Annotated in this window: 31 protein-coding genes; 1 reads left to right on the plus strand and 30 read right to left on the minus strand. The window is 43.4% G+C overall.

Going from position 1 to position 25,927, the window contains the following annotated elements; genetic code table 11:
- Positions 1-288 precede the first annotated feature (288 nt).
- Together DEP07_RS15475 and DEP07_RS15480 are read right to left on the minus strand one after the other, a co-directional pair.
- Entirely contained in the window at positions 289-1,092 is an 804-nt protein-coding gene (locus DEP07_RS15475; protein ID WP_287102696.1) for an OmpA family protein, read from the minus strand.
- Positions 1,085-1,894 carry a motility protein A gene (locus DEP07_RS15480; protein ID WP_122966083.1) on the minus strand — a complete coding sequence of 270 codons (810 nt, stop codon included), beginning with the start codon at positions 1,892-1,894 and terminating at the stop codon, positions 1,085-1,087. Before DEP07_RS15480 ends, DEP07_RS15475 begins: the two co-directional genes overlap by 8 nt.
- Before the next feature lie 151 nt (positions 1,895-2,045).
- On the opposite strand from DEP07_RS15480, the gene DEP07_RS15485 reads away from it, so the two are divergent.
- Entirely contained in the window at positions 2,046-2,222 is a 177-nt protein-coding gene (locus tag DEP07_RS15485; protein WP_173596422.1) for a putative motility protein, read from the plus strand.
- Between the two features lie 38 nt (positions 2,223-2,260).
- On the opposite strand, the gene DEP07_RS15490 is transcribed toward DEP07_RS15485, so the two are convergent.
- The 28 genes from DEP07_RS15490 to flgL form a co-directional block, all read right to left on the minus strand.
- Entirely contained in the window at positions 2,261-2,623 is a 363-nt protein-coding gene (locus tag DEP07_RS15490) for a flagellar protein FliT (RefSeq protein ID WP_254456801.1), read from the minus strand.
- A gap of 7 nt (positions 2,624-2,630) precedes the next feature.
- The gene (gene fliS, locus DEP07_RS15495; RefSeq protein ID WP_242774003.1) at positions 2,631-3,008 is read right to left on the minus strand and encodes a flagellar export chaperone FliS; all 378 of its coding nucleotides are present in this window, start codon (positions 3,006-3,008) and stop codon (positions 2,631-2,633) included.
- A 15-nt stretch (positions 3,009-3,023) separates the two neighbouring features.
- The gene (gene fliD, locus DEP07_RS15500) at positions 3,024-4,541 is read right to left on the minus strand and encodes a flagellar filament capping protein FliD (protein WP_173596420.1); all 1,518 of its coding nucleotides are present in this window, start codon (positions 4,539-4,541) and stop codon (positions 3,024-3,026) included.
- A gap of 11 nt (positions 4,542-4,552) precedes the next feature.
- Positions 4,553-4,888, minus strand: coding sequence for a flagellar protein FlaG (flaG, locus tag DEP07_RS15505; RefSeq protein ID WP_173596419.1), 336 nt, complete (start codon positions 4,886-4,888; stop codon positions 4,553-4,555).
- 80 nt (positions 4,889-4,968) lie between these two features.
- The gene (locus tag DEP07_RS15510) at positions 4,969-5,943 is read right to left on the minus strand and encodes a Gfo/Idh/MocA family protein (protein ID WP_173596418.1); all 975 of its coding nucleotides are present in this window, start codon (positions 5,941-5,943) and stop codon (positions 4,969-4,971) included.
- 12 nt (positions 5,944-5,955) lie between these two features.
- Positions 5,956-6,978: a Gfo/Idh/MocA family oxidoreductase gene (locus DEP07_RS15515; RefSeq protein ID WP_242775242.1), complete on the minus strand. Its 1,023-nt coding sequence runs from the start codon at positions 6,976-6,978 to the stop codon at positions 5,956-5,958.
- Entirely contained in the window at positions 6,978-7,859 is an 882-nt protein-coding gene (locus DEP07_RS15520; RefSeq protein ID WP_173596416.1) for an SGNH/GDSL hydrolase family protein, read from the minus strand. Before DEP07_RS15520 ends, DEP07_RS15515 begins: the two co-directional genes overlap by 1 nt.
- A gap of 27 nt (positions 7,860-7,886) precedes the next feature.
- A complete protein-coding gene (locus DEP07_RS15525) occupies positions 7,887-8,714 on the minus strand; it encodes an SDR family oxidoreductase (RefSeq protein WP_173596415.1) in 828 nt (275 codons plus the stop codon).
- The gene (locus DEP07_RS15530; RefSeq protein ID WP_173596414.1) at positions 8,695-9,414 is read right to left on the minus strand and encodes an acylneuraminate cytidylyltransferase family protein; all 720 of its coding nucleotides are present in this window, start codon (positions 9,412-9,414) and stop codon (positions 8,695-8,697) included. The genes DEP07_RS15525 and DEP07_RS15530 overlap by 20 nt, the downstream gene beginning before the upstream one ends.
- Entirely contained in the window at positions 9,411-10,322 is a 912-nt protein-coding gene (locus DEP07_RS15535; RefSeq protein WP_173596413.1) for a Gfo/Idh/MocA family protein, read from the minus strand. Before DEP07_RS15535 ends, DEP07_RS15530 begins: the two co-directional genes overlap by 4 nt.
- A complete protein-coding gene (locus DEP07_RS15540; protein ID WP_173596457.1) occupies positions 10,319-11,368 on the minus strand; it encodes a nucleotidyltransferase family protein in 1,050 nt (349 codons plus the stop codon). Before DEP07_RS15540 ends, DEP07_RS15535 begins: the two co-directional genes overlap by 4 nt.
- A gap of 13 nt (positions 11,369-11,381) precedes the next feature.
- Complete coding sequence (locus tag DEP07_RS15545; protein ID WP_173596412.1) at positions 11,382-12,014, minus strand: acetyltransferase; 633 nt, start codon at positions 12,012-12,014, stop codon at positions 11,382-11,384.
- The gene (gene neuB, locus DEP07_RS15550) at positions 12,011-13,090 is read right to left on the minus strand and encodes an N-acetylneuraminate synthase (RefSeq protein ID WP_173596411.1); all 1,080 of its coding nucleotides are present in this window, start codon (positions 13,088-13,090) and stop codon (positions 12,011-12,013) included. Before neuB ends, DEP07_RS15545 begins: the two co-directional genes overlap by 4 nt.
- A 15-nt stretch (positions 13,091-13,105) precedes the next feature.
- Positions 13,106-13,777 (minus strand): PIG-L deacetylase family protein, encoded by a 672-nt coding sequence (locus DEP07_RS15555; RefSeq protein WP_173596410.1) that lies wholly within the window; start codon positions 13,775-13,777, stop codon positions 13,106-13,108.
- A complete protein-coding gene (neuC, locus tag DEP07_RS15560; protein ID WP_173596409.1) occupies positions 13,777-14,937 on the minus strand; it encodes a UDP-N-acetylglucosamine 2-epimerase in 1,161 nt (386 codons plus the stop codon). The genes DEP07_RS15555 and neuC overlap by 1 nt, the downstream gene beginning before the upstream one ends.
- The gene (locus DEP07_RS15565; RefSeq protein WP_173596408.1) at positions 14,934-15,593 is read right to left on the minus strand and encodes an HAD family hydrolase; all 660 of its coding nucleotides are present in this window, start codon (positions 15,591-15,593) and stop codon (positions 14,934-14,936) included. Before DEP07_RS15565 ends, neuC begins: the two co-directional genes overlap by 4 nt.
- Positions 15,565-16,467, minus strand: coding sequence for an ATP-grasp domain-containing protein (locus DEP07_RS15570; RefSeq protein WP_173596407.1), 903 nt, complete (start codon positions 16,465-16,467; stop codon positions 15,565-15,567). The genes DEP07_RS15565 and DEP07_RS15570 overlap by 29 nt, the downstream gene beginning before the upstream one ends.
- A gap of 28 nt (positions 16,468-16,495) precedes the next feature.
- Positions 16,496-17,023: a TylF/MycF family methyltransferase gene (locus DEP07_RS15575; RefSeq protein ID WP_217365012.1), complete on the minus strand. Its 528-nt coding sequence runs from the start codon at positions 17,021-17,023 to the stop codon at positions 16,496-16,498.
- Between the two features lie 179 nt (positions 17,024-17,202).
- Positions 17,203-18,378 carry a LegC family aminotransferase gene (locus tag DEP07_RS15580; protein WP_173596406.1) on the minus strand — a complete coding sequence of 392 codons (1,176 nt, stop codon included), beginning with the start codon at positions 18,376-18,378 and terminating at the stop codon, positions 17,203-17,205.
- On the minus strand, positions 18,375-19,385 hold the full coding sequence (locus DEP07_RS15585) for an NAD-dependent 4,6-dehydratase LegB (protein ID WP_173596405.1): 1,011 nt from the start codon (positions 19,383-19,385) through the stop codon (positions 18,375-18,377). The genes DEP07_RS15580 and DEP07_RS15585 overlap by 4 nt, the downstream gene beginning before the upstream one ends.
- A gap of 15 nt (positions 19,386-19,400) precedes the next feature.
- Positions 19,401-21,278 carry a motility associated factor glycosyltransferase family protein gene (locus tag DEP07_RS15590; protein WP_287102697.1) on the minus strand — a complete coding sequence of 626 codons (1,878 nt, stop codon included), beginning with the start codon at positions 21,276-21,278 and terminating at the stop codon, positions 19,401-19,403.
- Complete coding sequence (locus DEP07_RS15595; protein ID WP_173596403.1) at positions 21,265-21,846, minus strand: hypothetical protein; 582 nt, start codon at positions 21,844-21,846, stop codon at positions 21,265-21,267. Before DEP07_RS15595 ends, DEP07_RS15590 begins: the two co-directional genes overlap by 14 nt.
- A 130-nt stretch (positions 21,847-21,976) precedes the next feature.
- On the minus strand, positions 21,977-22,801 hold the full coding sequence (locus DEP07_RS15600; protein WP_173596402.1) for a flagellin N-terminal helical domain-containing protein: 825 nt from the start codon (positions 22,799-22,801) through the stop codon (positions 21,977-21,979).
- Between the two features lie 195 nt (positions 22,802-22,996).
- The gene (locus DEP07_RS15605) at positions 22,997-23,695 is read right to left on the minus strand and encodes a class I SAM-dependent methyltransferase (RefSeq protein WP_173596401.1); all 699 of its coding nucleotides are present in this window, start codon (positions 23,693-23,695) and stop codon (positions 22,997-22,999) included.
- A complete protein-coding gene (csrA, locus tag DEP07_RS15610) occupies positions 23,692-23,967 on the minus strand; it encodes a carbon storage regulator CsrA (RefSeq protein WP_173596400.1) in 276 nt (91 codons plus the stop codon). Before csrA ends, DEP07_RS15605 begins: the two co-directional genes overlap by 4 nt.
- Positions 23,968-23,978: 11 nt before the next feature.
- Entirely contained in the window at positions 23,979-24,395 is a 417-nt protein-coding gene (locus DEP07_RS15615; protein WP_173596399.1) for a flagellar assembly protein FliW, read from the minus strand.
- A gap of 13 nt (positions 24,396-24,408) precedes the next feature.
- A complete protein-coding gene (locus DEP07_RS15620) occupies positions 24,409-24,987 on the minus strand; it encodes a DUF6470 family protein (RefSeq protein ID WP_173596398.1) in 579 nt (192 codons plus the stop codon).
- A 21-nt stretch (positions 24,988-25,008) separates the two neighbouring features.
- Positions 25,009-25,911, minus strand: a complete 903-nt coding sequence (flgL, locus tag DEP07_RS15625; RefSeq protein ID WP_173596397.1) for a flagellar hook-associated protein FlgL — start codon at positions 25,909-25,911, stop codon at positions 25,009-25,011.
- Positions 25,912-25,927: the final 16 nt, after the last annotated feature.

Raw genomic sequence — 25,927 nt, forward strand, 5'->3', positions numbered from 1 at the left:
GTTATCCACATTATCCACATAGCGTTGTGCACAAGCTGGGTATAACTATTTTCCTGCTTGTTCTGCGGCCCTGGTACTATGGTTACGGAAGCGATAGGAGAGATAGAACCGGAGCTGGCAACAAATGGTCAAGACCGTTTGGTTGGCCGCAAAGCGACACATCCGCTTTCATGAAAACCGCCGAGACGTTTTTCACAAGAAAAAACAGGATTCGTATACACCGGATATACTTCTATCCTGTATATAAAAATCCTGCCTAAAAACATTAATTTATCAGAAAAATACGAATTATTCTTTTTCCGCTAAAATAATAATTTCCACTCGTCGGTTGCGTGCGCGGTTCTCATCGTTGGAATTGTCCACGAGCGGCTTGTATTCTCCCAATCCCGCGACCGTAAAGCGCGATGCTGGCAAGGAATATGCATCAACCATTTCCCGCATTACTGCAATGGCGCGGGCAGAGGACAGCTCCCAGTTAGATTTGAATGAACTGCGCGAGATCGGCACATCGTCTGTGTAGCCTTCAATCCGCACTTTGTGCTCATACCGCTGCAACACCCGCGCTACGGTGCCTACGACCTCTTTCCCCTGCTCCTGGAGATCAGCAGAGCCGCTGCCGAACAAAATTTTCTCCGGAAGCCGGATACGCAATCCCTCTTCGGTCTCCTCATAGTCCAGATTCAGTTCCGCCAGAGCAGAGGAAAGCTGGTTGTGCACCGTCTCCATATCGCGTTCACCCGAGTCCGGCATGCCAGCAGGCGGCTTCGGCAAATTCGCCATTTCTTGCTCCTGCGAGCCTTTCTCGTCAATCGTACCCGTGAGCACCTTCTTTTGCCCCTCCAGCTGATGAATCTCGCGCTCCAACTCCAGCTTTTGCAAATTCAACAGATCAAGGCTTTGATGCACCTGCTTGAGATTAGCCTCTTGCTCCACCTGCTCCTTTTTGGCAGCCTCGCGCTCGGTCTGAATCCTGGTCAACTGCGTCGCGGCGATGATGATTACAATGACAAACAACAGCGTAATCAAGTCACTGTAGCTGATCAGCCAGCTTTTCTCCAGCTCTTTCTCGTCGTACAACCGATCGTCATGCATAGCGATCCTGCCTTTCAATCGTGCCCTTCATGCTGCCAGGCTCCTTGACGAGCACCAGCTTCTGGTCGCCAGGCAAAAACGAATTGAGCTTCTCAAACAACAGGCGCGGCGTCTCCATCCGCTGCAATCCAACACAGCCTTCGATGTAGAGCCGTTTTTCAAACATTTCCCGGTCATACAAGTCCATCATCCGGTAGTAACACGGCAGAGCGAACAAATTCGCAAGGAGCGCGCCATAGAGCGTGGCGACCACCGCTGCGCTCAGACTGTGCCCAGTGAGCGCCATGTCTTCGAGCGACTTCAACACCCCTGTCATCCCGAGCAGCGTCCCTACCAGCCCCATCCCTGGCGCCAGCAAACTGATCAGCCGGAAGAAGCCAGCTGCCTGCTGATAGCGATACTGCTCGCCCTTCAGCTCGTTTTCCAGAATCATTCGCAGCTCTTCTTCTGGCACACCCTCTACCGCCAGCAGGCTGCCGCGCTGCACGAACGAATCTTTCTCCTGGTGCAGCTCGCGTTCGAGCGCGATATATCCCTGTTCTTTTTGAACGAGCGCGTAATAGTAGAAGCGCTTGATCGTTTCCTCTACGTTGCTGTCCCTTCCGTGAATCAAAAGGCGGACGATTTTTTTTACATCAAGATGCTTGCGCTTGATCGCGTACGACACAACCACGGAGAGCGCGACCAGTTCAATCGCGGTCACGTTCAGCAAATCACCGAGGTTGCCGTTCAAGTAAACCGCGTGTATGAAAATGAGGAGGACGGCTCCGATCAAGACGAGTGAGCGGCGTTTTGTGGACAATGGTGTCACCTTCCTAGTTTTAAAACAGATCACTTTAAATTATAGCAGATAGAGAATGCTCAAAAGACAGACAAATGATTGTAATGAAAGTAACGTTAAAAAATGTCGATAATTAAAAGGTAAGGAAATTTTTGAAAAGAGGTGACCATCTGTGAATGCTATCCAACTGCAACAAGCAGTTAGCATTAGTGTAACCAAACAAGTACAAGAGACGATGCAAGCACAAGCTTCTATCATGCTGGAGGGATTGGCCCAGACCCAGAACAACGTTCAAGTGGCTCAGGCAAGTCATCCTACTCTTGGGAAAGCCATCGATATTCGCGTATAAGATTCGGAAAAGAAAAAGGCCGGTTACCCGGCCTTTTTTTATTTTTTTCGATCGAAAAAAGCCCCGTAACCGTTTGGACCTGCCTCGTTGTAAGAATTCATGGCGAGCTTGCTGCGGTGAAGGTTGTTTAACTGTTGTTGTACGCCTTGTTTACAACCTTCTATCAAAGGAATCAGCCGTTGATTTACTTCATAGATTTGAGTCAATTGAACGCGTTGAGCTTCTGTCAGCACTGATCCAGCACTGAATCTCTCCTGCATTTGATGGATTAACTCTTCACGCTCATCCAAAATTGCCAGCCAATCATCCGGATTCGACTCCTTTACTGCCACAGCTTGCTCCAGACGTTGTGTCGCTTCATGCAAGCTTTCCAAGAGAGTAGCCATCATCTCGTCCATCATGTGCACCTTATCCTTGTTTCTTGGCCAATTGCATGGCTTCTTTCCACGTATCACGGAATTGAACAAACAATTCTTCTACTTCACTTAGAATCGCTATATCTTTGCGCATGTTTGCTTGAATAGTACGTTGGAGCATATACTCGTAAAGTTTGACAAATTCTTTGGAAATAGGATAATCGTTGTTCAAGGTGGACATAAGCTCATACAAGATGTTTTGCACTTTCAGAGAGGCCTCATGAGCCTTGGTTACATTTTTTTCTTCGATGGCATTTTTGGCTTGTTTAATGAACTTAAGCGCACCGTTGTATAACATCAATGTCAAATCTGCAGGAGTAGCGGTCGTTACCTGATTGGATTGGTATGTCTGAGCAGCGTTCTGCAACATCTGCATCACTCCTTTTTAGCTCTTGCCTAGCATTTGGGCGAACCAAGAGCCTTGAGATTGGGCTTGGGACATCGCTTTTTCCATTGCTGAAAATTGTTTCCAGTAACGATCTTCGATAACTTTCAGCCGATCTTCCCAGCGAGAAATATCATCATCTGTTTGCTGGATTTTCTTGCTCAAAACGCTATTATCCGCGATTGTGCCTGCTGCACCAGCTTCTTTCGTAATTTTGTCCATGACTTGATTCAATTGACTATACAGACGTTCTGCTACGCCACTTTCATTGTATTTCTTTCCGAGATCGGTTTTCTCATCGCTATAATTGGTGAAAAGCTTCAGAACATCATCGCCATTATTTCGAATCGCTTCACGAAGTTTAGTCTCGTCGAGGTATAGCTTACCATTTTCCAAATAGGCATTTTTACCGCTAGGAGCACCTGTAATTCCAATTTCGGAAAGAGTATCGAATGCTTTATTGATACCTGTTGCTTGCAAAGGCGTGCTTATGGCGCGGCGCAGTTCGTTCAATCCGCTCGACAGAATAGGATCCCTTAACAAAATTCCGCTCTTGGCCATAGCCTCCAGTTTCTCTGCGGTTTTTTCCGGGAGTTCTTCTTTTTCTTCGTCAAGCAACGGTTGGTAGCCTTTATTTTTCGGTTCAGAGATTTTCTTGTTGATCGTTTCAATGACCGCATTATATTTATCGACAAAATCTTTTACCATGTTGTAAACGGCATCTTCGTCAGTCTTGGTGCTAACGACTACTGGACCACCTGCGCTTGCCTGTTTTAACGTGATCTCCATACCGTCAAAAGAAATCGTGTTTGTAGGTGAGGTATATTCTACCCCGTTAATTTTAAATTTTGCCTCTTCTCCTGCTGTTCCGGCAGTGGAAGTCTTAACAGCGGTATCGATATCTAAGTTGTTGCTGGCAGAAGCCTGTACCTGGAATGTTTTTCCGTCCTCTGAGGTCATTACTAACTTATTGTTAAATACACTAGCTTTTACACCAGCATTTGCACTGTTAATTTTGTTCACAATCGCCTCTAAAGAATCATTGGCTCCTGCAACTGAAATTGTCACTCCTGTAGCGTCCGATCCATTAATGCTACCATCACCGTTCGTATCCTTGCTAATGGTAAAAGTAAAATCGGATCCCCCAACAGCAGCCTTTGAATCAGTCACCGAGGTATTGAACTCAGCAGTAGGTGGAGTCCCTGCTTTCGCCAACTTGGTAACCTCAACAGTGTAAGATGACAAGGAAGGCTTGCCTACCACTTTGGCAGAGGCAATGCTTTCGTTCTCTGAAGCAGCTATCTTTTTGTTAAAACTACTCGCCATGCGAAGACCCTTAATCGTGTTTTGCAAGTCAACCAGAATACTGTTCATATCCCGGTAAGCGTCGCGTTTCCACTCAGTGCTATACTTGTTCCGCTGCAAGCGATTAACAGGTTCACGCTGTGCTTTCATCAGATCCTTGATAATTTTCTCCGTGTCCATTCCAGAAGCCATACCACTAATTCGAATACCCATCTTTATACCTCCTATCTCTTCTCGTCAACAAGCAGTCCGATCATTTCGTGCATTTTGGCAGCCATATCCATCATTTTCTTTGAAGGTATTTCTCGTATGACTTCATTCGTCTGATCGTTAATAATCTGTACATAATACTCGTTTAGTTCTTCATGAAGGGTAAATTTCACATGCGAGCTGGTAGTTTGCAGCCACTTGTTGATGCCCGCTAACTCCTGCTCAATTTCTCGCTTCGTTTCTACTCGCTCTTGAAGTGGTGCCTGCTTTTCCACTGGCGGATTTTGACTCTGGTTTAACTCTGTGAATGGCTTTGCTTTTCCATAATTGTGAATTGAACCGACATCCATTCCTGATCCTCCTCAAGAATCATTTCTTATGTTAGTTATCGGTTTTTTCACGATAAAGCTTTACTTTCTCTTCGTGCTTTCTACCCAGTACTATTGTTCAATTTCTCGACTAAAGACATTGTATGTACTGCATCATGGATAGACATACTTCCCTCGTAAGTAGCATCTGTTCGATTACTGCTCACGTTGGTAACAAAATACTTAAGTTGTGCAGCGAATCCCGGCTTCGCACCGACATCAGCCTCATCCGGAAGTAATCGATAAGGCTCGCGATTTCGAAAGAAAACAACCGCTTCCTCTAAGTTTGTAAATTGAATCTTACCGTCAGGGATGTAAAGCTCGTAATTCCAATTCCCCAATGCATGCCAATACGCCTGAAAAGTAATCGGTACATCTGTTTGTGATACAATCAGGGCTGCATATCGATGATTCAATGGCTCTGCCTTTAGCGGATTTTGAAACGTATTTACCGCTTTTGTCTCGCCACAATAGTATCGAATTAAGTCAATGCAATGGATACTGTTTCCGGTAAAGAGCATTTCTAATTTTTCCTCTGGATAATTCGCTTCTCGGAGAGTCCGGTACCGCTCAAATACGTCCATCCTCATCCCAAGCAGCCCTCCCATTTCATCAATTAGCAGCTTCGCTTGGCGAACCACGCTGTAAAATCGACGGTTAAAGGCTACCATCACACTGGTTTTAAACTGTCTGGACATCTCTGATAGATGATTGGCTTGCTGTTTCGTTAGTCCGGGCGGCTTCTCTAATAGCACTGGTATTCGGTATGGGATTAATTCAAGTGCAATATCATAGATTGCTGTAGCTGGAACCGCAACTACGATACCGTCCAACTTTTCAAAAGAAAGCATGTCAGAAATGCTCGTATACGTCCGAGGTATGTTTAAATCGCACCGCGCCCTTTGGTTACCAATCTCGGTACGATTTACCGCCGCTACAACTTGAATCTTCTCGTCATGGTTCTCGTTTAGCCAATTGATTGCTTGAATATAAGAAGGAGCAATCGTCCCCGTTCCAATTATGCCCAGAGAAATCATCGAATCGCTCCTTTACGTAAATTTGAATAATCGATTTATGCACTCCTCATCCGCAATCGGTAAGGCAATTTGTTTATTACCCTTTTCATGGGACAGATGAATCCCGATCACAGCTTCTAGAGCCTTGACCGCATACTCGGGGTCAGCAGGTGCCTCATCCTGAAATACAGCTTGCAGCAGATCATGACTTAAAGCGTGAATATCGAGTTCCAATTTCTCTTTTTCAACTCGCCGCAATGGTGTTCCATAACGAGTCACTGGCAGTGCCCAATCGTCCTCGTTTCTTGTTTCAATCAAATAGAAGCGCTCTATTTCGTTGATCGTAACACGCCCGCATTTCCCATTAATAACCATCAACGGAGGAATCCCCAAATCTTCTGCCATCTCAAAAAACATGCGTGCGCCCGCTTCAAAATGGACAATCGCATATCCACCTGGGTCTTTAAAATTAGCCCCTCTCGGGTTCGCTATATTTTCATCATTCAGGAATCCGCAAACTTGTACTACATTTTGCTCCAGCAAATAACCAGCAAGATCGATAAAATGGGTACCGTTGCACCCCATTTGTCCGCCGCCCATTGAAAACATGATACTTTCCACTGAACCGATAATTCCGCTGCGCAGCTTTTCCCGTAACGATACATAATCCTTTGACCATCGTCGCCCATGATTGACAGCCAGGGTAATGCCTTCTGCGCGGGCAATTTCAACCATTTCCCTAGCTTGGGCAATAGAAGTTGCGATCGGTTTTTCGCAGATGATACGTTTCACGCCATGCTTTACCGCATCCAGATAGATGGGGTAGTGGCTGGGGCCGTTCGTTGCAATGATCAGAACGTCAAGTTGCTCATGTTGAAGCATGTCCGCATGAGATGAATAGGCGACGACCTCATGCTTCAATTGCCGCTCTTTCACTTGCTGAATTGCTTCTTGCCTCAAGTCCACTACTGCCAGTTTAATCTGTTCCATTTTTTTCATCACTTCTACGTACCTAAGCCCCATCGGACCAAGTCCAACAATCCCAATTGTTTTCATCACTTCATTTGCTCCTTGATCGTTTCAACAAGCTCAGGTAAAACAGGATGCTGAATTTTATTTTGTCGAACGAATTTGATATATTCAGTGGTTTTCCCAAAGTCGTTCATTTGATACGAAAGAGCAATCAGGTTGTACAAGTTGTCGCCGTAATAAGGGTATGCCTCGAATGATTGGGAAAAATGCATATAACTCCTATGCATATCCTCTTCAAAGCATCGACACCCCAATACGTTCTCATAAAAGGCTCGTGTAATCTGGAGGAGATGCCGACTTACAAGCTCATTTCCTCTTTTATTCAAATGATGGTCATCCGGCAACAAATACGTATGCGGATGATAAGCATCAACATGTGATTCCATATCAATGAAAAATACTTGGTGACGGTTTGCACCACTTTTCAAAACTTGGTTGTATGCAGATATTTGATGCAAGATTCCGGGATAGCGTTGCTCCATCTTCATTGAAGTTTTGCAAATTCCCAAAACAACCAGTTTCGTCTGAGGACGCATCTCAGCAAGGTAGAGAATCTCTCTGTAGAATCTCTCAAAGTCGCCAATCTCAACAAGCTGTTTCCCGCCCAAATTTTCTCGAAACCAACAGTCGACAATCCCTACTTGAAGGACAATTACGTCTGGTTGAAAGAAGAACAAATGGTTTGCAAATTGTTCGTGAATATCCTTGATGGTAGAGAAGCGTTGAGCACGATTCGTTACGCTTATGTCCGCTTCAGGATAGTTGGAACGCAACTCTTTCTCTAAAAGATACCCGTACGTCTCGTTAAAATGAACGGCCAACTCTTTATCAACAACTGGATCAAAGTTGTTAATTCGGTGAGGGCGCGGCAAAGCAAGGGAATCACCCAAAATAAGTATGTTCATGAAATCCACCCTATGTCGATTTTTCCATTACCAGGCTGACAAACCACCGTCAATTACAAATTGCTGACCCGTTACGTAACTCGATGCATCAGAAGCCAAGTACACCATTACCCCTACAATCTCATCTGGTCTTCCCATTCTGCCTAACGGAACACGATTAGAGTATTTCTCAATAAAGACTTCATTTTGGCCGCTTTGAATTCCACCAGGAATCAGAGTATTGACACGAATTTCCTGCGGAGCCCAATAGCTAGCCAAATATTTAGTCAGTCCGACGACTGATGCCTTAGAAGCCGAATAAACGGCAGGGGTGTTAATCTGCCGCCCTAAATAATGGGACCCTTCATAAATTCTATTATCCGGAGCTACGATCCCGTAGATCGATGCCGTTTGAATAATAGATCCCCCTTTTCCCTGCTGTACCATTTGCTTCCCTACTGATTGAGCAACCAAAAACATGCCATCGATATTGACGGACATAATTTCACGCCATTGATCCATAGAATACTCTTCGAACGGCGAGAAAAATGCATCTAAATCTTTGGACTTGCTTGCAGCATTGTTGTGAAGAACATGAATCTCCCCCAACGTTTTGACAACTTCATTTACCATTTCTTTCACAGATGTTGGCGAGGAGACATCACATGCTACCCCCAAACACTTGACACCAAAGGACTCTGAAAGCTCTTTGGAAAACTCTTCTGCTTCCTGTTGATTTAAATCAATAACAGCAACATTGGCACCGAATTCAGCAAGTCCCTGACAAATTTGCTTGCCGAGTATCCCAAGTCCCCCCGTTACAATAGCGGTCTTTCCTTCTAAGCTAAACATATTTTTATACAAATAAGGTTTCATATTTCTCCCTCTTTTCGCTCATTAAAAACTCGACAAATTTAAAATCAATTTCCGAATCAATATCGATCGAGCGATCCTCAGGCATTACATACAGCAACGTCTTTTCATTAAAGAGAGTTTTCTGAGCGAAAAATTCTTCGCGCTTCCACACATAAATAGAAGCATTCATATCAAAACACTTTGGAGAATCCTGTCTTCTAACAACCTGTCGCTCCAATGGCTTCGACAAGCGGACAATATTATTCGGGTCGAGTTCAACCAAGTTAAAATATGGAGACCTTCTGGCAGGGGCACCCGTTATCAAGTTAGCTCCATCTTGTTCTTCCAGAATCCGAATAGCCTCTTGAATGTCCTCTACATATCTCAATGGAGAAGTCGCATCCATATCGATAACAATATCAAAAGTCGTTTTCATCTGTTGCTCCACGGTTGTTACACAATGCTGGATAGCCGGTAATTTCGCTGACTCATCAGTTGCCATCTCGCTGGGACGTTCAATCAGTATGTCTGCACCATACTTTCTGGCTGCCTCCAGTATTTCGCTAGAATCACTGCTGACCGCTACACATTCAAACATTCCAGAAGCCTTCGCCTGCTTAATGCTAAACGCAATGAGAGGATGACCTAGCAAGGGGCGTATATTTTTATTTTTCACCCCTTTTGATCCTCCTCTGGCACAAATGGTACATAACCTCTTCATCTTGTGACCCAACTCCGTTTCTCATTTGCCTCTTCTGCTGCTTTTATCATGCTCATTACTTGCATAGCTTCATCAGATCGGCAAATGTCATGATCCACTCCACTCAAAGCAGCTCTGTGTTGCTCGATATACGTAAAATCACGTGATACGTTAAAATCCGTGTGTTCCTCGTTTACTGTTATCGTACTTTGAATCATGTCCAGCTTTATGGTGCCGTGGTCTGTATTCACTATTACAAAACGTTTCGCAACTCGATCTAAATAATTCACACTGATGGTTACAGCAGGGCAAAGCTTTGTTCTCATCAATAGCGTGTACACATCGTCGCTGCTTATCTCGAGTTCACTGAACTTCCCGCCTACCGCAGTCAGGCTTTCCCAACCTCCTAGTAACCAATTCGTATAATCAAGTTCATGGCTCAAATCTCGTAAAACACCGCCCCCCTTTTCTTTGCTCGCAGAGTAAGACTCTCTATAATCAGCCTGAGGGCGCCACTGCGGAAGATACTGACCTGTATATACATGAAAAGATAAAACTGTTTTATTGGCTAATAGCGACCGTAATTTTTGAATACCTGGATGAAAGCGAAGATTATAGCCCACATATAATTTTTGAAAAGAGTTGTTGGGCATGTTACATTCATGATCAAATATCGGCTTTTCTATAAGGACTTTCCCTTTAAATCCGTTCGCATTTAATTCTGAGATGGTGGCTAAATGTTCGGATGTTCTGTTAGCTACAATGACATAGTCAGGCTCTTCTCTTATTAACGCTTCCGAAATAGAAGGATAATAACAATCCCATTCAATTTCACGACGACTCACAACAGCTACTTTACAACCAAGACTGGTTAGCACTCTCGCATGCCGCATCCCGATAGACCCGAAGCCAATAACAAGTGCCTTCAACTGAATACCTCCATGTATTCCCTATTCGCTTTCTCAAAGTCTGTGATTCGCCCAATGTCCAACCAATACTCTCGAATCGGGAACGCAATCGTATCTTTTGCTTCTTTCAATAGCTTGTCGAACAGGCTTGGCATATCCAGATATGTGTTATGCGGGATATATTCAAGTACACTTGGATTCAACACATAGATTCCAGCATTCACAAAAAAGCGCTGTATTGGCTTCTCTTCAATGCTTGTCAACCGCTGCTTGTCCAGTCTGACTACCCCGTACGGAATCTGATGATCGTACTCACGAACACACATAGTTGCATGAGCCTGATAGTTCTTATGAAAGTCAAGCAATTGTTCAAAATGTACCTTCGTCAATAAATCGCCATTCATGACGAAAAATGGATCAGTCGGTCTTGCCGGCAACAAGCTCAGTGCTCCTGCCGTCCCTAAAGATTGCTGTTCTTCAATATAGCGAATCGTCACACCCCATCGCTCACCTGATCCAAAATGTTTCTGGATCATCTCTGCTTTATACTTCACTGAGATATAAAATTTATAGAAGCCTTGGTCTACAAAGCTTTGCAAGATCGTTTCTAATATTGGTTTGTCCCCCACCTTTAAAAGCGGTTTAGGGCAATCATGCGTGAGGGGATGTAACCGGGTTCCCAAACCCCCGGCCATTAATACGACCCAGTTTTCCTTCTTCTTCGGCCTAAGCAGTTCATCTAAAATTTCCACATGAACAATCCGACCATCCTCGTCAACAACCGGGATCTGGTGGAGCTGTTTAATTTTCATCAAAGCCAGCACATTATCCCTAGTATCGTAGGGAGAGGCCACAGTAGGGAACGAGTTCATTACTAAAGAAATATGATCGGTCAAAGCTCGTCCCTTTAACAAGCCTCTACGTATATCACCATCGGTTACAGTACCCAGCAAGCGATCTTCTTCATCCACTACAAGTGCAATTTGCCGTGCATTTTTATCTATAATTTCCAACGTATTAATGATAGGAGTTTGAGGAGATACTAGCAGATCTCTCCAGTTCACTATTCCTCACACCTTTCTAGCTGCAAGTCCCAATTATTTTAGCAGGTACTCCCACTACCTTCGTCTGTTCCGGGACATCCCTTATCACTACGGTCCCAGCTCCGATGATGCTCGACGTTCCTACTACGATGCCCTGAATAATGACAGCGCCCGTGCCTATATGAGAACTCGCATGAATTGTTATGCCTCCAGACAATGTAGCCCCAGGTGCAATATGAACGTGCTCTCCTATGATACAATCATGATCTACTGAAGCACGTGTGTTGACGATGGTATTGCATCCCAACTTGGTACCCGCTTGGATAACTGCCCCCGCCATAATTTGCACGCCTTCCCCTACAATTGCATTAGGAGAGATGATTGCACTTGGATGAATTGCATTGATAAACGAATACCCTTTTTCCTTAAAAGAAAGGTAGAGTCGCATTCTGCCCGAATTATCGCCTATGGAACCAAGGCCGTTGGCTAACAAAATCTTGTCCGCTGAGTAGGTCTCCACAACAGAATCATCGCCCAAGTAGTGAATACCCCAAAGCTTTCCTTTATTCGTTACATCTGTGTATCCAACAATTTGATAGCCCTGAAGCATCAACACCTCGGCGACAATTCTGGCATGATCACCTCCACCAAGAATTAGCACACTTTTCATAGTTCAATCACTTCATCAGGCTGATAATCTTTCATTGCTGGCTTTCCAATCAGTTCCCAAAAATGCATTGGCGTAATTCCATTCCCCGGCCGTTTGGCAGTAATATTTTCGCTGGTTAACAGCTCTCCCTTTTTAATACTGTGCGCGGCTACCAAGCTTTTGCGTGCAACATGCTTGTTTTTTAGTTCCGACAATGTCGGCATTTTCACGTTGGTTCCCAACGCCAACTCGATCTGCCTGATGGATTCTATCATTTGTTTCAACTCTTGCGGCTCAAGAGAAGCTTTATGGTCCGGGCCAGGCAAATTTCTGTCCAGAGTAAAGTGTTTTTCAATAATAACGGCACCACGCGCAACGGCTGCGATGGGAACAGCAATACCTTCTGTATGATCAGAGAATCCAACAGGGAGACCAAATGCTGTAGACAACGTATCCATTGCCCTCAAGTTGACTTCCCTAAAAGGGGCTGGATATTCCGTTGTGCAATGAAGCAATGACACTTTCTGTTGTAACGCTCGTTGTCCTTCAGCACTCGCGAACGCTCTCTGAAAGGCTGAAATGGATGAACTCTGATCCGAATGCACATATCCAAACGCAAGGACACCGAGTGCATCCTCAATTTCCCCCAAGGTAGACATTCCTGTGGAAAGAATAATCGGCAAGCCTGTCATCGCAGCTTTCAACAAAAGTGGAGCATTTGTAATTTCCCCAGAAGGCAGCTTGAGTTGATCCACGCGGATTTGCTCGGCCAATAAATCCACACTTTCAAGGTCAAATGGTGTAGACAAAAATTTAATGTTCAATTCTTTGCAGTATGCCACTAACTCCTCGTGCATGTCTGCCGTCATTTCAAGCTTTTCGACCATGTTAAGCTGGGACTCTTGCTCATCAGTCGTCTTCTTTTGATAATCGGCTTTTTCAGCATGTTTGCTGATAATATTTTTCGCCTTAAACGTCTGAAACTTCACTGCATCAGCCCCTGCTACTGCCGCTTGATGCACAAGTTCTTTTGCCATTTTCAAGGAACCATTGTGATTGACGCCTGCTTCAGCAATGATAAAGGTTTTTCTTCTCACAAAATCACCTTCTTTTTACAATATCTCTTTTAAGAGCATGAATGCTTCCGCAGCTTCAACACCAGCAGCCGATCCGCGGACATATGCGAGAGAACGAATAGTTTGTTCACTTCTTGGAAACGGAAAAGTACCCACTTCGCTTTCAAACATACGCATTACTTCTAGTTTTTTTTCTAAGTGGTCGGTAATATCCACAAAAACATTTGGTCGAAACCCGTTCGTATCCGGGTTCAAACCGAATTCCGTTTCAGATAAGGTTTCGTAAGCCAACACTCTTTTTACAAAGGAGTAGCGAAACCATTTAGTACATGAGACGGCAGCATCGAAGACATATTTATGATCGGTGTGGACATCTCCTGGATATGGAATATAGAGCACTTCTGGTTGAATGGCAAGAATAGCTGCACCCATTCTCTCCACAATCAGGCTCATCCCTACTTCATCCAGTTTCGTAGTTGGTAACTTTAGCTTATGTGTACTTGTGAAATTGTACTTCGTGGCAACCGCTTCTATTTCTCGCTCTCTAACCGCAATTTTCTCAGCGGAAAATCCTTGCTCTTCCCTCATCTCCGTAACAATTATCCAATGAACCTGATCGCCCTGTTCACCGTGTTTATAAATCGTCCCCCCACAACCCAATGTCTCATCATCGGGATGCGGAGCAATAAAAAGTACATTTCTGCTCATTAGTATGTAATGTCCTTTACTAAAAGATTGTCATCAATAGGAATATCAGCCAGCACATTTGCTATTTTCTGTGAAGAAAATCCATCGCCATAAGGATTGACACAATTCTTTACCTGTTCTCGATAATTCCTATCTGAGATAGCCTTGATAACAGCCGAACATATTTGCGGAACGGAGTGCGGAACAAATTGAACATTTTCTGCATGTAATCGGCCCTTCTGCCTGTTTCCTATATTAATTACAGGCAGATGCAATAAAGGAGCTTCAAGAATTCCAGCGCTAGAATTGCCAATCATGCAGCTCGCCTCTCTCATGATATTAACAAATTCCAGTCTGGGAATGTTTTTTGCCATATAAAGATACGGAAGATCTTGATATTCTTGTATAGCTTTAATTAATTGCTGGCTACCTGCATCTGAGTTCGGGTAACTTAGAATCGTTTTGATTCCCAGTTCCTTAACCGCTTCCATCGTCTGCTTCATCTGAAAGTAGGCTTCGTTAATTTCTGTCGAGATAATATGCTGAATCAGCAAAAGGAGTGGCTCGTTTTCTTCGATTGTAAAACCCAGTCTTGTAGATAATTCTTTTCTAGAAAGAACTGGTGTCTGTCGAATACGATCCAATCCTGGATTACCTGTATTGTAAACGCGGAAAGATTGTTCCCCCATTTTAAGCAACCGGGTAGCACTCTCTTCGTTTGTAACAAAATGCAAATGAGCTAGCTTGGAAACTGCATGCCTAACCTGATCATCTACGTTACCCACTACGCGGTCTCCTCCAGCAACATGAGCAACAGGAATGTTCATGTATGCTCCCACCAGAGCAGTCGTCATTGATTCTTCACGGTCTCCCAATACTAGTAAAAAATCTGGTTTTATCCGATTTACTGCCTGTACCAGACCTTGCAACTGTATAGCCAAGCCTTTTACTCGCGCAGAAGCCTGGTCACCATTTATCAAACTCTCGATTTCCTCTGCAATAAAAAAGCCGTCTTGTTTGATTTCGTTAACAGTAAGTCCATAAGCATCACTTAAATGGGCTCCAGTCACAATCAATTCCAGTTCCAAGTTAGGATGGGATTCAATCGCACAGTAGACAGAAGACATGATGTCATATTCAGAACGAATTCCGGTCACACCTAGCACTTTCCGCTTTTTCATCTTGACGCTCTCTCCCTTTGCAAACAATGGGTTAAAACAAACTGATATCCAATTCCTTTGGCGAACTGTTCGTCTACCTCTCTATCACCGAAAAAAACTACCTGTCTTGGATTCTTCACATCATGTAAAAGCTTTATTTTGTTTACTATGAGGGGAGATGGCTTCCCATATGCACTTCCATAAAGACCTGTAAAACCAACATTTTCTTCTTCAAACCACTTTGTTAACCCAAGTGCGTGGAATTTGGACCTCTGTAATGGAACCCTACCATCCGTTATAAGAAACATACCGTATTTTTGGTGAAAGTGCTGAAGCAAGTAAGTAACTCTATGTGTCAATGCCAATTTTGGCGAATAATTTCTGAATATATGCAAGCATTCCTCAATGATAGCTGCTTTTTCGCTCTCACTTAATTCACCATTCGAGAGGATTTCGTCAAAAATTCGATTGTACGAGCTTCCTTTCTCCAGCCATCTTTCTAGTAGACTTTGATAGACATCAGTAGCAGGCGAACTGACAAATGGGGCTATCAAGCTGGCAATAGGCTCATACACCTGCCTGATAAACTCCAGTTCATCATATAAGGTCCCATCCATATCAAATCCGACGTATTTCACAATATCCCAATCAATTGTTGGAAACAAAGACTTCAGCATAATACCTCTTCATTTTCAATCCATATTGGATAGGCTTAGGAGTGATTCGTTTTCCATAAATAAAATGATCTACCATCAACGAGATCCAATTTTCTGTGGCCGCAAAACCTAGAGCCATGCCGCCCGCAATTCGAGGATTAATTTCAATAAATTGAATCTCACCATTTTCTTGCAAAAAACATTGCATATTAACCGGCCCGGCAAAAGGGATAGCCCTGCATATTTTTTGCACCCATTCTTCGATCAAGGGTTGCTTCTCTACAATTCCTCCAGTAGACTTCCCTTGAATAACCCCTTCTCTGCGACGTGGTACAATGTATACTGGATGTGACTCTTTATCACAAAAAACATCTACGGTATATTCAATTCCACTTGCAAGCTCTTGTGAAATCATCCCGTCCATTTCCACACTGGATTTTTCCACTCGTACTCCAACTGCCCCGCGACCATTCCTTGGTTTTACCAACGGGAATATTTGCTCAAGGCTCGTAGCAGGAGTCGGTATTCCTTCACGAACAAAAAATTGATAAGTTTGCCACTTATCCTGAAAAGTACGTACCGTTTCTACAGGAGACAAAATTATATCAATACCTAGTTGGGACATTTGCTGTTGGCGCTCTGCCCAGCCACTCAATGTTTCATCTAGCGAGGGAATAACCGCATTCACTTTATGATCTATCAGTTTTTCCACCGTTTGTTCCCAAAGATCAGGGGCATTCTTAGATGGCATCCGAATGAAATCTGTTGCGAGGTATCGCCCGACACAATCCGGGTCGATATCAGATGCAATTGCCGCATGACCAGCTTGTCGAATGGCACGAATGATGTAGGCGGCTGACATGCTCCCGGATGCTTCAGTCAAAATCCTTAGCATAGCGAGTCTCCCCCTATCTTTTTATCTACTACAAGACTATATACGAGATATTTGGCTCAAACGGAAAGCGATTGACTTGTGTTTTTCTAAGGTCCAATGTTTCTAGTAATGCTTGTGTCTCCCCAGGCCACCATGGGTTGTGAATTTCGTCAAAAGCCAAAATTGCTCCTTTTGGCATCCGATGGAGAAAATGATCTAATGCTACTTTTGTCGGCTCATACAGATCAAAATCCAAAAATAACAAGCTTACCAATAAATGTGGATTTTCTTTTATATATTGCGGAATAGTATGAGTCGCATCGCCTTTTACCAATTCCACTTTAGAAAATTGATTCAAGAATCGGTTTTGATCATATTCTTGAATCACATCTGTCAATTCCTGAAAAGAATCGTAACCTGTAGCAAAACCACCTACACGCATTTGACTATTCTCGTTACTAATACTTCCTTGATCGCTCTCATGAATAGAAGGAAATCCTTCAAATGTATCAAATCCAATAACTCTTCGATCAAAAGCATACGGTTCAAGACCCGAAGACAGTTTTGCCCATGCCATTACGCCACCGCCATGATGCAACTATGCTTCCCTTTATATTGGCTTGTAGTTTAAACAACTCATATCTAGCTAAAAATCTAGTCATCGTTTGTCGCCGAATATATTTCTCAAAATTATCAAGTCTATTCTGTAGAGAACCATATCCTTTTTCAAAAACAGTCGACACTCTGATTCCTCCTTTATAAGGATATCAACCCAGGACTACTTGGAATATTGATCAATTTCCGTTCAATGACTGTCGCTGTGTCGATTTTCATACTCGGGCATCCCTCGAAAATTTGCAGTGTATGTAACAGCTTCCACACAGGCCTTGTCATAATGCCCTCTGAATTAGTTAACTCCAGTATCTCATCGCGAAGCTCCACGTTATCCTGATCCAGCAACAATGCATTGAGCCAAAAATTACTCGAAACGTTTTCTTGCTCCTCCCAAAATGAAATCCCAGCCAATTGGCTAAAAGCATCTCGATATAAATTGGCCAGCTTTCTTTTTCTGCTCAGGAAGTCTGGTAACTGTTCCAGTTGTGCGCATCCCAGAGCTGCGTTTATGTTGGGCAAGCGGTAGTTATAACCGACTTGATCATGCTCGAATTCCCATTTGTGCATTTTTTTGGCCGTGGTGGTCAAATGCTTCGCCAATTTCCCTAATGACTCATCATTGGTTAAAATTGCGCCACCGCCACCTGTTGTAATAACTTTATTCCCGTTAAAACTGAGTGCCGAAACACGTCCCCAGTTCCCGGTATGCTTTCCCTTGTAATAAGATCCTAGTGATTCAGCCGCATCTTCTATCAATTCCAGCCGGAACCGCTCGCATACGCTCACAATCGCGTCTAGGTCCACAGGATGTCCAAAAGTATGCATCGGCACTAACGCTTTAATTCGCCTTCCGGTAATTCGGTTGTAGCAACCATCGCCGCGGACTTCTGCAATTTCCTGCAAATAGCCTTCAAGCTTGTGAGGATCAACTCCCAATGTCTTTTCACATGCATCAACAAAATGAGGAATCGCTCCGCAGTAAACAACTGCGTTTGCCGTTGCAATAAAAGTCAGCGTTGGAATCAACACCTCGTCCCCTTGCTCGACCCCCACCAGCTTCAAGCAAATATGCAAAGCAGCTGTGCCATTTACCACGGCAACAGCACGCTTCACACCTGTATATTCGGCAAGCATTTCCTCAAAACGATCTACATATTTGCCAACAGACGACACCCAGCCAGTATCCAGGCAGTCTTTTACGTACTTCCATTCATTCCCTTGGAAACTAGGTTCATGAAGAGCAACAAATGCTTTATCGGTATCGGCTACTGCTTTTATAGTGGATACTACCGCTTCAACTGAAAATGGTCGCATCATACGTTATATATACCTGCCTTATACTGCGATAGATTCGCTGGATTCGTAAACCACTCGATCGTTTCCTGCAATCCGCGTTTCAACCCGTTTTTGTCCCCATATGCCGGTTCCCATCCCAACAATTGCTTGGCCTTTGTATTATCCGCCCACAAACGCTCAACTTCACTTTTTTCTGGACGAATCCGTTTATCATCTGTTTGGATGTCAATCGATTGCCCCATCAATTCAGCAATGATCTCTGCTGTCTCTCCGATGGATACTTCGTAGTTGCTACCTATATTAATTACCTCTCCTACGGATTGACTCGACTGTGCTATCGCTATAAAGCCACTTACTGTGTCCTGTACATAATTAAAATCACGAGTCGGATGAATGGAGCCCAGACGAATAACGTTTTGCCCACTCGCGATTTGCGTGATAATGGTAGGAATCACAGCGCGAGCGGACTGTCGAGGGCCATAGGTGTTAAAAGGACGAATAATAGCGACAGGTAAATCAAACGAGTTATAGAATGACATTGCCATTTGATCAGCACCAATTTTGCTTGCCGAGTAAGGCGATTGGCCTTGTAACGGATGCTCTTCAGTAATAGGTACAAACTTTGCTGTCCCATAAACTTCACTGGTAGAGGTATGTACAATCTTTTCCACGCTACATTCACGAGCAGCCTGCAGAATATTCAGCGTCCCTTTAATGTTCGTATCCACATAAGTATCGGGTGAATGGTAGGAATATGGAATGGCAATAAGAGCCGCCAAATGCATGACGACGTGACAGTCCTGCATCGCTTTTTTTACTCCATGCGGATCTCGAATATCCCCAGCAAAAACATCCAATTCGCTCAGGATTTCTCTTGGGGAATGATCCAGCCATCCCCATGAGTTAAACGAGTTATAATTCACAAAAGCCTTTACATCTACTCCATCTCGCACTAATTTCTCCGTCAAATGGGAGCCGATAAAACCATCCGCTCCAGTAACAAGCACTTTTTTTCCACTGAGGTTCATCTCAGCGCCTCCAGTCTATACTACAATTGGTTCCCCCAGTATTTTCTCGTGAATATCTTCCAAGATCTTTTTGACAAGCACAGAATCACTTTTGCAAGAACTCAAATAGTTACCGAATTGATCAACCACACGACGTGATTTTGTTTTTGGATCAGGCTCTGGCCGTATATCATCAAACATTTTTAGTACCAACTGAAACTCCATATGATTCATCGGTTGAACGATTCGCATATTAAGTTTATTCGCCTGGAGTCGATCAAACAATTTATCAAATTTGGTAAGGCAAACTTCCAACTGCTTGTTATTTTGACTCTCAATAAATCGATCCATATCCTCCAGCAGTTCAGCAAATCGTCGAATGATTTTGCCAAGTTCGTCGCAGGAAGAAAGCAACTCTCGAATCACCTTTTTAAAATACTCCAAGTCGTAGCGATAACCATCTTGTTGGGAGATTACTTCCAGCCAATCTGTCTTTACTACATGCGGGATCGTTAGTTGTTCTGCAATCAACTGTTCCATAGGAAGGAAGACGGTACCCTCTATATGTGCGCCGCCTTTGGTTGTGTTTATAATATCTGTTCTTGCAATCTTTTGAATGAGGGCTTCCATTTCCTCTCTCATTTCAACATGACCCCGACCGCTTAATGTGACATTGCCGTGTACATCTTTTACCTCAACCGCATATTCTTTTTTCTTATCTCCCAAATCAGTACCTGTATATTCGACACCCTGGGCGTATACCTGGCCGCCGCGATAGGCAAGGTTTTGTCCTGTGAAAATGATAGGGGAGAAGCCCAATTGGTCCAGAATCTGCAAAGTTAAGGTAGCAATGCTGCCGAACCTGTCAATATAGTGGAATGGACGATTATCTTCATCCTTCAAAAACAGATCGATGATATAATCATCACGCACCAAAAAATTGCTCATTTTCCCTGGATAATTTTGTACTGTTTCAAATCCCATCGTACTACCAAAAATCAAAGGAACACTGTCAATCTCGTTTTCGAGTACCTTTCGGAAAACTTTCGTGTTCATCGCGCTACCATCGTATGCGAAAGCGGCATCTGGCACTATTCCAGCATTCAGCAATTGGTTGATAGATGATCCAACAGCAAAAATGTATGCTAAACCATTTTCCTTGATATAACGCAGGTTTTCGAATTCGTCGTTGAGCGATGGTCCCGCCCCAACAATGATCGCTGGCTTCCCTTTGAAGTACCCGTTATGTGCAGCAAGGATATTGGGTGTCTTGACGATGGCGGGCAAATTAAACAACCCATTAATTGCCATTCTTTTCGCAAAAACTTTTCCGGTAATAATCCGTTCATGCGCAGCATATACAACATCGCGAAACATTTTGATGAAAGTTTGCGTCTGTTCAGAAAAGATCCGTTTATAACTTGGTAAAATAACGAGATAAATTTCGTCTTCCAAAAGATTAGTCAGTTCTATTAAATATTTTCTGCAATCGTCTGGATTTTCCTCAACCATCAAGTTTTTCAACCTTTTGACAGGAATCCATTCATCAATTTTTTTACGCTCGATCAGATGCTGAAAAATAGCCATATTCGGCTCATAAATGGAAAAGGGCGTATTGGGAAATTTTTTAATGAACGCATCAATATGATAACCAAATCCCGCACCATAAAATAATACATGCCGATCCTGGATCTCTTCCAACGAATCGATAAAACGCTCGGCTTCCTTTTCCGGATTATACTTGCTGTGAACGTAATTCCATCCAGACTCCATAAGAATGGATACTGTCCAACCTTGCATCTGAGTTGGTTCCAATTTCACCTGATCTTTTATTTCAAGCTTCGGGTTTCGACACTTCGCCCAGATTTCTGGATAGTGCTTTTTTAAAGAGTTCACATTATCAATTAGCACCATTCCCATTCACCTCTTGAGAGCCAATATCCTCCAGCGCTTCTTGGATAGCTTGATAGCGAGGGATAATCTCATATTCAATCATGTCGCCAAGCAAACCAGTATCCTGTTGAATTACTGCCGTATTGATGGTTTCCATTTCGCTAGTGAAAGTAAAGAGCGTTTCATACTCTGGATAAAATGGAGTGGTATTTTGGATCCACATCAGTCCTTCTACAAGCTTGCCCAAATCCTCCCACGTTTCAGAAGTGACATTCTCTGTCTGAAAGTGGTAAGCCAACCCATTGAGATACTCTATCGAACGGCTCGTATAATCCTTTATCGATAATAACGTTTCCTTCGCCAACTCTTCTTCTGTCATTAAAATTGGTTCAATCGTTTCAATCGTTTCAATCGATTCGGCGATTTCTTCCTCAAAATCTTTGTATACCTCTCTGCCATCGATTCGCACTCCGCAAAACGTCATTGTTTTTTCTGCCATCGTTGCTTTTATAATAGAAAAAATGTATTCGATAACGTTTTCTTGTGTCCGATCAACATGGTACTCTTGGCCAGCTACTAGTATCTTCATGAGAACCTCCCTTTCATCGCTCTTTATGTATATCGGTTCCTTTTCAACATTCAATTATATGATAAACATGGAAAAATAAAAAAGCATGGGCTTCCAGGTGGAAACCCATGCTTTATTTTGCACTGAAAAATTAGCGGAGCAATTGCAGAACGCCTTGTGGCAATTGGTTTGCTTGTGCCAGCATTGCTTGAGAAGCTTGTGTAAGAATGTTGTTCTTAGTGAACGCCATTTGCTCTTTCGCCATATCTACGTCGCGGATACGGGATTCAGCAGCTGTCAGGTTCTCAGCAGTGATGTTCAGGTTGTTAATGGTGTTTTCCAAACGGTTTTGGTTAGCACCCAAGTAGGAACGAGCAGCAGATACTTTGTTAATGAATGCATCGATGCTTTTCAGCACGCTTTTCGCAGCGCTTTGAGTATCGATTTTCCAAGCGCCAACTTTAGTTGCAACGCTGGTCAGATTGAACTTGGAAGTGTCCAGAGTCAGAACTTGGGCAGCATCTTGACCGATTTGCAGGTCGATGTCTTTATTGGAGTTTCCATCCAACAGGCTGATACCGTTGAATTTGGTGTTAGTTTTGATGTTTGTTACCTCGTTGGACAGCTCTGTCAACTCTTCTTGCAGGCGTTTGCGGTCTGCATCGGAATCGTAAGTACCGTTCGCAGATTGAGTAGCCAGTTCTTTTACACGAACGAGGATGTTGTTTACAGTTTGCAATGCACCTTCAGCTGTTTGTACCAAGGAGATACCGTCTTGAGAGTTGCGGGAAGCTTGCTCCATACCACGGATTTGTGCGCGCATGCGCTCGGAGATGGAAAGACCAGCAGCATCGTCAGCAGCACGGTTGATACGGTAGCCGGAAGACAGCTTTTCAACGTTTTTCGACAGGTTGCCTGTGTTGACACTCAATTGACGGTGAGTGTTCATTGCGGAAATATTGTGGTTGATAATCATTGTTTTTCCTCCTTGATTTATACCCGTCACGTCCATGTGACTGAGATCTATTTAGGACTATTTTACAATCGCGCGCTTGTAACTTTGTCCCTACATTACTTATATCGGTAAATTACTCGTCAACTTTAATGGATTTCAAAAGTTTTTTTCAAAAAAATCTCCTCTTTGTACACTTAACCAAAAAGGAGATTCAAGTTACTTCATATTTCGCAAAATGAGATGATACCTGGAAGAGTAGCCACCCGTATTAACGTTCTCGCGTCTGATCAGATTACATTCCAATATTTCGAAATTACATCCAATCAGCTTTTCAATTTTCCCGTAGTTAAAATAAGACTGGACGGTTCCTTTCTCATGAAGAGTTTCCACGTCTTCTTCTCCCGAAAATTCCCGAGCATGACGAGAATCATCTCCGGAGATTAAATCACAGTAGAATAGCCCGCCCTTTACCAATACTCGCTTAACCTCGTCCATGGTTTGAGTGGCCTCTTCAAACCGCATACTATCCAAGACTCCGTGACTTATAACGAAGTCAAAAAAATCATTTTCCCACGGCAGACTTTGCGTGTATCCTTGTCTAACTTTACTGTCTAAATTTGAAATGCCTTCTTTTTCCGCCCATGTGACCGCTACTTGAATCGCCGTATCAGAAAGGTCGATGCCGTAAGCATCCAGCCCCATCTGATGAGCATATATTACATGCCGTCCAATTCCGCATCCCAAATCCAATATTTTAGGCTTAGACGAATTCGTGTAAACATCTCGAAACTCGAACAGACCTGTTCGCTTGCGAATATACTTCGATGTGAACCTGATAATTTCTTCATGAGGATAAAAAACAAAGTTATCTTTGTTCTGATAGGAAGCTTCCCATTCTGACTTGTAGCTACTCATGTCTCATCATCTTCTTTCTCATGAACATCCTCATGTACAGTCCTCTGTTCTTCTTTCAAAATAGCCTTCATAGAGGACCACGACACTGTGCTTTCAGAGGCTACACGATTCTCTTCTTGAATCGCTTCATATATTTCGGTTCGATAAATTTCTACATCTCTTGGTGCTTCAATCCCTAGTCGAACCGTTTCTCCATCAACAGAAATCACTTTAATGACTATATTGTTATTCAGCATGATAGACTCATTTTTTTTGCGAGATAATACTAGCATTTGAACATCACCTACTCTCTTGTCGAGATTTGCTCGACTAACAACGGCTGGTGAATGGAATATGTGTCGTCCTGTAAAATTACTTGTTTGGCCATACGATTTGCGAGATTAACCACAATAGGTGCCTTCAAGTTCACAGAGACACGCTGCATTTCTCGAATAGTTACAATTGTAAAGATTGCTATGGGGGTTTCATCTTCTATGCGGAGTGAAGTCTTAGCTGCTTCAGAAAGTTCAAATTCGTATCCGCTGAAAAAAACAAATGGATTGACCACCCAAAACCCGATCTCCCTTTCTTCAGCAGACTGAATCAGAAAAAAAGGGCTTTCTTCTTCCTGCATCAACTGAAAAAACTGCAAATGGGAAAACCCCGGGATACCATCTTCAAAAAATAGCTTGCCCAATTCCACTCGTTGACTTGCGTTCATGTTTTCCCCTCGCTTATATCGTTTGATCCAGTTGACCGCCTACAGTATCAATTTTCAGGCTATTGTACTGTATCATATATGGCTCCACCTTCCCCGGCTTGTATGACAGTTCAGGTTGTTTAATCACAGGATCAATACTCATTCCGTTGCGCTCAACATGGATGTTCACAGGCGTCGACTCGACACGGATCTCTACACCTTCATCAGTTGACGCTGCCGGCGGTGTATATCCACTCTCCAACATGCGCAAACCTTTTTCTCTGCCAATAGATGCTATGACATTCTCTTTTGTATAGATCCGCATCATTCTGTCTCCCTCCTGACTTTTCTCCGCAATGGCTTGGAGGGCTTTTTGTTGACCATATGAAGCAAGACTAGCTGTAAATTCCATAGAAGTCATAATACCAATGTTGGTACGCGCCTGACTAGAATCAATGGACAAAACAGTGCGAGCTTGTTCAATTCGCAGCTTTGCAGGTACTTGTCGCAGGTTCAATTCAGCTTGCGGCTGTTTAATCTCCTGGACAGGCTTGTTTATATTTAATCCTAGTTGAGCAAACGTGCTCTCCAATCGAATTTTTGGAATTTGCATCGGCTACTCTCCCTACTTTTTCTAACGCAGAAAATCCAGCAAAGTTGGCTGAATGATTCTGGCGCCTGAACCTAGAGCTGCGGAGTGAACACTCTCCTGTGTTTTCAGATCTGTCATCACCTTTGCCACATCAGCATCTTCATTCTTTGACATTAGCTCATTAATACTTACCTCTTGCGTCTTTAAACGGTCCGCAATTAGTTCAACACGGTTTACACTTGCTCCCAGTGCGGCTCGCTCAGCTAATAATTTGTCAAACTGCTGCTCCATCCCTGTGAGAAACTGAGTAGCATCTCTACCATTTTCTAACTCACCAATAATATTATCCAATACCTTAAACATATTGTTTGCATTATCCGGAAAATTGAATAGGTTTTGCGCATTAATATTTGATGTTACAAAAACATTTTGGCTTACTTCCAAATTGATAGAAGAGCTATTCGTACTGACAAAATCACCTTTGCCCCCATTAGCTGTAAAATCGTACGGCGCTTTATTTGTATCTGTACCAGCAAAAATATACTTTCCATTAATTTGCTGATTGGCTAAAGTTCCTAAGTGGATTTTCAGTTCGCTAACTTCAGACGCCATTGTCTTCAAATCGTCAGGCGAAATAGCTCCATCCCCGGAGTATACAAGAAGCTCCTTAATACGCTTCATGACGTTCCCAATTTCATCCATCGTACTATCCGTCATATCCATCCAGGACTTCGCTTCATCCACGTTCCGCTTATACTGATCATTCTCCATCAATGAGGAACGATAAAACATCCCGCGTGCTGCCACTACCGGGTCATCGGATGGTTTGGCAATTTTGCTCCCCGACGACAGCTGTTGCTGTAGCTTGTCCATGCTGCGCATGGAATTATGCAGATTCCGCAGCATATTGCTGTTCAGCATGTTCTGCGTTACACGTACCGCCATGATCTATTTCCTCCTA

The sequence above is a fragment of the Brevibacillus sp. genome, from assembly GCF_003521185.1.
Lineage (GTDB): Bacteria > Bacillota > Bacilli > Brevibacillales > Brevibacillaceae > Brevibacillus > Brevibacillus parabrevis.

Coding starts and splice junctions, on each gene's coding strand:
- DEP07_RS15475 (WP_287102696.1), bottom strand. CDS start 1,092: ATGCATGACGATCGGTTGTACGACGAGAAAGAGCTGGAGAAAAGCTGG.
- DEP07_RS15490 (WP_254456801.1), bottom strand. CDS start 2,623: ATGATGGACGAGATGATGGCTACTCTCTTGGAAAGCTTGCATGAAGCG.
- fliS (WP_242774003.1), bottom strand. CDS start 3,008: ATGTTGCAGAACGCTGCTCAGACATACCAATCCAATCAGGTAACGACC.
- fliD (WP_173596420.1), bottom strand. CDS start 4,541: ATGGGTATTCGAATTAGTGGTATGGCTTCTGGAATGGACACGGAGAAA.
- flaG (WP_173596419.1), bottom strand. CDS start 4,888: ATGGATGTCGGTTCAATTCACAATTATGGAAAAGCAAAGCCATTCACA.
- DEP07_RS15510 (WP_173596418.1), bottom strand. CDS start 5,943: ATGATTTCTCTGGGCATAATTGGAACGGGGACGATTGCTCCTTCTTAT.
- DEP07_RS15515 (WP_242775242.1), bottom strand. CDS start 6,978: ATGAAAACAATTGGGATTGTTGGACTTGGTCCGATGGGGCTTAGGTAC.
- DEP07_RS15520 (WP_173596416.1), bottom strand. CDS start 7,859: ATGAACATACTTATTTTGGGTGATTCCCTTGCTTTGCCGCGCCCTCAC.
- DEP07_RS15525 (WP_173596415.1), bottom strand. CDS start 8,714: ATGAAACCTTATTTGTATAAAAATATGTTTAGCTTAGAAGGAAAGACC.
- DEP07_RS15530 (WP_173596414.1), bottom strand. CDS start 9,414: ATGAAGAGGTTATGTACCATTTGTGCCAGAGGAGGATCAAAAGGGGTG.
- DEP07_RS15545 (WP_173596412.1), bottom strand. CDS start 12,014: ATGAAAAGTGTGCTAATTCTTGGTGGAGGTGATCATGCCAGAATTGTC.
- DEP07_RS15555 (WP_173596410.1), bottom strand. CDS start 13,777: ATGAGCAGAAATGTACTTTTTATTGCTCCGCATCCCGATGATGAGACA.
- neuC (WP_173596409.1), bottom strand. CDS start 14,937: ATGAAAAAGCGGAAAGTGCTAGGTGTGACCGGAATTCGTTCTGAATAT.
- DEP07_RS15565 (WP_173596408.1), bottom strand. CDS start 15,593: ATGCTGAAGTCTTTGTTTCCAACAATTGATTGGGATATTGTGAAATAC.
- DEP07_RS15570 (WP_173596407.1), bottom strand. CDS start 16,467: ATGCTAAGGATTTTGACTGAAGCATCCGGGAGCATGTCAGCCGCCTAC.
- DEP07_RS15575 (WP_217365012.1), bottom strand. CDS start 17,023: ATGGCATGGGCAAAACTGTCTTCGGGTCTTGAACCGTATGCTTTTGAT.
- DEP07_RS15580 (WP_173596406.1), bottom strand. CDS start 18,378: ATGATGCGACCATTTTCAGTTGAAGCGGTAGTATCCACTATAAAAGCA.
- DEP07_RS15585 (WP_173596405.1), bottom strand. CDS start 19,385: ATGAACCTCAGTGGAAAAAAAGTGCTTGTTACTGGAGCGGATGGTTTT.
- DEP07_RS15590 (WP_287102697.1), bottom strand. CDS start 21,278: ATGGTGCTAATTGATAATGTGAACTCTTTAAAAAAGCACTATCCAGAA.
- DEP07_RS15595 (WP_173596403.1), bottom strand. CDS start 21,846: ATGAAGATACTAGTAGCTGGCCAAGAGTACCATGTTGATCGGACACAA.
- DEP07_RS15600 (WP_173596402.1), bottom strand. CDS start 22,801: ATGATTATCAACCACAATATTTCCGCAATGAACACTCACCGTCAATTG.
- DEP07_RS15605 (WP_173596401.1), bottom strand. CDS start 23,695: ATGAGTAGCTACAAGTCAGAATGGGAAGCTTCCTATCAGAACAAAGAT.
- csrA (WP_173596400.1), bottom strand. CDS start 23,967: ATGCTAGTATTATCTCGCAAAAAAAATGAGTCTATCATGCTGAATAAC.
- DEP07_RS15615 (WP_173596399.1), bottom strand. CDS start 24,395: ATGAACGCAAGTCAACGAGTGGAATTGGGCAAGCTATTTTTTGAAGAT.
- DEP07_RS15620 (WP_173596398.1), bottom strand. CDS start 24,987: ATGCAAATTCCAAAAATTCGATTGGAGAGCACGTTTGCTCAACTAGGA.
- flgL (WP_173596397.1), bottom strand. CDS start 25,911: ATGGCGGTACGTGTAACGCAGAACATGCTGAACAGCAATATGCTGCGG.